We start from the raw sequence: 5,052 nt of genomic DNA, 5'->3' as shown, positions 1-5,052 counted from the left end.
GGCACTGCCACATCGCTGCTCGCGACGGGCACCCGAGCATTCCCTTCGGCTTGTTCCACCCAACGTCGGAGCAGGTTTGCGTTCAGCCTGTGATCCAGGGCGATGGCCGCAAGCGATACACCCGGTCTTCGGCAGGCTGCCACCACCTGGGCTTTGAACTCGACGCTATATCGCCGGCGTCGACGCCTTCCAACCGGTGCCTCTTCTTCGATAGTGTTCACGTGTCCACCTATTTAAGTGCACACGATGCTCCCAAGACCTTCAACGCTACTCAAGACGGGATGGCCGGGCGCTTACGCCGGACCCACTCAGCCGCGTTCAAAGCGAAAGTGGCGATGGCGGCGGTCAAGGGCGAGCGCACGCTGTCAGAATTGGCGCAGCAGTTCGATGTGCACCCGAAGCAGATTACGGAATGGAAGCGACAGTTGCAGGAGCGCGCTGCAGACGTAGTCGGCGCAGGAGGCACGGTGTCGAGCGAGCCGCTAATCGATTTGAGGGAGCTACATGCGAACATCGGCCACCTCACCCTGAAGAACGATTTTTAAGCCGCGCGCTCAACAAGGCGGGATTGCGAGTGCAAAGCCATGATCGATCGTACGCGCGCATTGCCTGTCTTGCAGCGGGCGCGACTCGTCGGCATCGCGAGATCGAGCGTGTATTACCGGGCGCAGCCGGTGAGCGAAGCGGGCCAGTTGCTGATGCGCCGAATCGACGAACTGCACTTGGAGTTTCCGTTTTCCGGCGCGCGGATGCTGGCAGGACTGCTGCGTCGCGATGGACACGCGATCGGCCGTCGGCACGTACGCACGCTGATGAAGCGCATTCCATCGAGGCGCTGTACTGCAGGCCGAATACGGGCCGACGCAATGCGCGGCTGCCGCGCGTCAAACAAGATGAGAACAACGTCAGTCAGGTCACCGACGAGGAATCCGGCGTGAACTGCCGCGCTACTGCGAGATTGTGGGCTTACGCAGGCGCAAAGCGGTCCGGTCTTCGGTCTGTCGTACGTGGTAGGCATCAACCTGATGCCGCACATGCGCAACATCAAGGATCTCGTGCTGTACGAGGCGGACCGGCTGCGCAAATACAAGCACATCGACAGCTTGTGCCGTCAGCCGGTGGACTGGCCACTCATCGAACGTCACTATGCCGACATGATGCGCGTTGCAGTGTCGATCAAGGCAGGCAAGATGACGCCGTCGACGGTCCTGCGCCGCCTGGGATCGGAGAGCACGAAAAACAAGCTCCGCTTCACATTCCGTGAGCTGGGGCAAGTGACCCGGACGCTGTTCCGGTTGAAATATCTCAGTGAACCAGACCTGCGTCGCACGATTCACGCCGCGACCAACAAGAGCGAGCAGTTCAACGACTTCGCGAAGTGGCTGGTGTTCGGTGGCGAAGGCGCGATAGCCGAAAGCGTCCGTCACTGGCAGCGCAAGGTGACCAAGTACAACGACCTCGTCGCGAACTGCCTGCCGAAAAGGCATACAGCCCCAACGAGTCTTTTTGATTTCGTCCCTTAAACTACGCGTCGATCCGTCACCTTGCTCGAGCTAACGAAGACGCTATTTCGGGTATGCGGTAAGTAGAAAGCAGTCAGCGTCGTTTTTCTCGATTACTGCGACCCAGTTTCGTGTCCCTTGGCAGACGAATCCCTTGTTTGCATCGCACGGTGAGCGGTTCTTACTGGGGTCCTTTCCAGTGAACGTCTCGACTACCAGACCAACTTTTTGTTCGCTTCGCCCGGTTAAGGTGGTTCTTCCGTTGGGGCCGGTCACCGCGCCGGGGGCGCTTGTCTTTATCGCGTCGGATATCGCCCTGAGCATTGTCTTCGCGTCTGTGAAGGAGCTTGCCGCTTCGGGATATGGCGCGCAAGTGTCACCCTTACCGCCGCCCCGATTGATGATGCGGCCGATTAAGCCGCTTTCTGATTTTCCGACGTGACACCTAACTGCGTGACCACCAGCGGATTCCTGCTGGCCAAGCCACTGCGCCCAGTTGCCGTTCGCCGGTGGGAGGCAGGTCTGTGCAGCCGCATTCAGCATTGTCAGTGCGAGTGCGCACGCTACCGTCGAAAAAACGGACGTCCTTAGTAGACGGATACGTATGTTGCGGTGAAGCGATTTTTTCATCGTGGTCCTTGTAGAGATTAGACTGTGTTAGGAACTTCGAAGTACCAGGATTGCACGGACAAGCACAAGCACGGCTACGACGACAAAATGCGGACCTGCGAGTGTTTCGGGCAAGCGTTCGTAGTCACGTGGGAGGCGTCGAAGGCGGTTGATCCATCCGAAGCTGCACTCGACTACCCATCGCCGCGGCAACAGCAGGAAACCCTTTTTCGCTTCGTCCAGCTTGACCACCTGGGGATCAATTCCTTAGGCGCGCGCAGCCTACGCAGGATGTTTGCCCGTGTCCCCCTGATCGGCAAAGACCACTTTTTCGGCTTCTCCCATTGCCTGCTGCACCTGACGCGTTAGCTCTGCCACCTGTGCCCGTTCCTGCTCGTTGGCCGGTGTCACGTGTACGGCGAGCAACTGACAGAATGTCGACCGCCATATGTACCTTGCTGCCACGCTTGCGCTTGTAGCCGTCATAGCCTGCGCGTGGACCACTTTCACATGTCGATTGCAACGTGCGGCCATCAACGATAACCGCGCTCGGCTGCCCATGCCGCCCTTGCGCCACACGGACAATCGAACGAAGGTCACTCACCATGCACTCGAAACAGCCGTCGTGCGTCTGCTGGTACACGAGTTTTCCCGACGAAAAAACGGTCAGCAGCACTCGCCACGCAGCCCCAGCGCGAGCCATCCAGCGCAACGCATTGACCGTTCGCGCACCTCGTACACCCTGTGGTGCACTCTCATCCATCAACGTTAGATCGCTGCCACGAAGCTCCTTTCTTCGTCGAAAAACGTCTGTCGGATAGGCTTTACTTTTCGCTCTTGTCATGCCTCCCTTATGTTCCATGCTTGGACCTAGAGAACCAATTTCGAGCACGCTTTCAATGTATTTCAGTACGACGAATGCATCGCCACTTTCTCAAGCCGCATGAACTGGGCCCCGCCATCGTTAGTGCGGTCGCGAAGATGGCAGTCGTCAGAAAATGGGATTCCGCACGTCTAACCGCTCATCATGTGCCTTCCTTTCGGACTGTTCAAACATATAAAAGCAAATACACTTTTTGGAGATAAGTCAAAAATCCGTCGAGAGGACGTTGACTTCCTGGGAAAGCCATAACCTTTGCCATCTGAACAGCGGAACCACCAGGCAGGGCAGTCGTCCGTTTCACACGTCCAAAATCCTCTACGCCGATCGCGGTTACGATTCCGACTCCCGCAGTCCAGAACTGCGCCAGTGGGGTATCAAGCTGGGGCCTCGTGAAGCGTCGCAGAGGGTACGGCAGCCGGGTCGGAAAATTCCGCCGGGTTCGATAAGCGAACTCACTCTTAGCTCCTTTGGCTCTTCTCCCGTCTGCTGGATGCAGAAGGTGTGGAACTGGGCCTCTAAAATCCCGGGGTCGAACAGCGATGATCGTGCCAACAGCCAGATAACCGCGTGGATCGATATTCCTCGTTTTTAAACGACGAACAAGGTCGACAATGAAGGTACGAAATGTCGTAAGTGCGACACTTCCCGTCTATCGTGTTCTGTATCCAGATCTATAAATAGATTCGACCACCCTACCTATTTGCACCGGAGCATTCGTGGTGACTTCCGCCTGCTTGAGCCACCGCGCGAGTTGGTGAAGCTCCGAAATGAGCGGACCGGTTCCGGAGCACGTTCCTGTCCGACCGCGACCACGTGAAACTGCGCCGCGATGTCGATCGCGGCAGCATGAGGTTGCACTACCGTGATCTGTGCCGCGTTGCCGGTACCTCGGGACTTCGTCGTCTTCATGTCTGCCCTCCTCCTGGAGAATGGCCATGGGGCGGGAAGGCGGAGTTGATCACCTTCCTGAACAGGATCGCCTGGCAGCGTCACAATGCCGAGTCCGCATCAGTCCTTGGACCCATGTCTTATAACGAGATGAATCAGCAATATTTCGACGGCCTCTCCCTCTGATGCGCATCAGTGTAGCGCCGCCCGCGAGTTTCTGCCCTTCGGGCAGGGGCGTGGCCCGTAACATGTTTTTTAGTAAATCGCGCTCCATCTTCACTTCGGCCAGCTTCCACTTGATCCGGCCCAGCTCAGCTTCGATTGCCGTGGGCGGCTTCTTAGGCTGACTAACCCTTTCGAGCTTACCGGGCTTTCGCCGCACGCACCCAGTTCGCCAGCGTCTTCATCGATGTTGAAAGCCGGCCCGCAGCCTCCGACAAGAGGCCGTGAAGCTTGCGATGACGGAGGGCGTCGGTTTGCGGCGCCGACTCGGCCGCATTAGCGGAAACTAGTGGACATGGGGAACGCGTTCGCCAAATTGACGAACACCAGTGTGCCGCGGCCAATGGTTGCAAGGACAAGCTGCATCGCCAACGACGGCGTGGCAATGTGTGTCGTCACGCCCAGCCCATATGCGGCCGCGTGATCGTCGACCTCCTCCAGCAGGGCCTCGATACGCCGCGCAGACTGCTGTTTTCGACCGCGGTGTTGGCCGATGAGATGTTGCGTTGCCAACAGCAAAACTGAAACAACGGTCCGACTCCCCATTCGCCAAGGCCGACGCCCCGGACCCGGTCATAGGGACTGGCGTCAACCATCAGCCGTGCAGACAATGACACCTGAACCTGCTGCATGGCTTTGGAGATCGTGTGCTGACCGTCTCCCGCGAGCCTGTCAACGCAGGTACGCACAAGGAAGTGGGTGCAAAGATCGTATGCGGTGCAAAAAAGCTCGTAAATGTCGCTTTCCCGATCGCCGATGTGAATGCAACGCACAGGATCGTCGAGAAGCTCGGTCGACTGGCGCATATTCTCCAGCCATCGCCAGCTTTCCTTTTCCTCAATCGGTACGCGCGTGGGATTGATATGGCGCTTGAGCTCCGAAGCCCCCTTGAACCGCTTTCTCGTCCAGAACTTCACCGCCGCCAGGCCAAGTGGCAATCCATCGCCA

Annotated in this window: 1 protein-coding gene and 5 pseudogenes; 2 read left to right on the top strand and 4 right to left on the bottom strand. The window is 58.0% G+C overall.

The window, feature by feature from the left end:
• Positions 1–281: 281 nt before the first annotated feature.
• A pseudogene (locus GCT19_RS44180) lies at positions 282–865 on the top strand (IS3 family transposase); the annotation flags it as partial.
• Between the two features lie 97 nt (positions 866–962).
• A pseudogene (locus GCT19_RS40790) lies at positions 963–1,469 on the top strand (Tn3 family transposase); the annotation flags it as partial.
• 96 nt (positions 1,470–1,565) lie between these two features.
• On the opposite strand, the gene GCT19_RS40785 reads toward GCT19_RS40790, so the two are convergent.
• The 4 genes and pseudogenes from GCT19_RS40785 to GCT19_RS45030 all read right to left on the bottom strand — a co-directional run.
• A complete protein-coding gene (locus GCT19_RS40785; RefSeq protein ID WP_084598460.1) occupies positions 1,566–2,045 on the bottom strand; it encodes an RNase A-like domain-containing protein in 480 nt (159 codons plus the stop codon).
• 114 nt (positions 2,046–2,159) lie between these two features.
• A pseudogene (locus GCT19_RS40780) lies at positions 2,160–2,955 on the bottom strand (IS5 family transposase).
• 1,174 nt (positions 2,956–4,129) lie between these two features.
• Positions 4,130–4,322: pseudogene (locus tag GCT19_RS44175) on the bottom strand (IS3-like element ISBvi4 family transposase); the annotation flags it as partial.
• Between the two features lie 177 nt (positions 4,323–4,499).
• Positions 4,500–5,052, bottom strand: a pseudogene (locus GCT19_RS45030) (hypothetical protein); the annotation flags it as partial.

The organism is Paraburkholderia atlantica (genome assembly GCF_009362785.1).
GTDB lineage: Bacteria > Pseudomonadota > Gammaproteobacteria > Burkholderiales > Burkholderiaceae > Paraburkholderia > Paraburkholderia atlantica.
Note: the sequence above shows the minus strand (reverse complement) of the source record. Positions and strands in the feature narration are given on the sequence as shown.

What these genes read in the sequence shown, in the direction of transcription:
- GCT19_RS40785 (WP_084598460.1), bottom strand. Translation starts at nt 2,045, where the DNA reads ATGCTGAATGCGGCTGCACAGACCTGCCTCCCACCGGCGAACGGCAAC.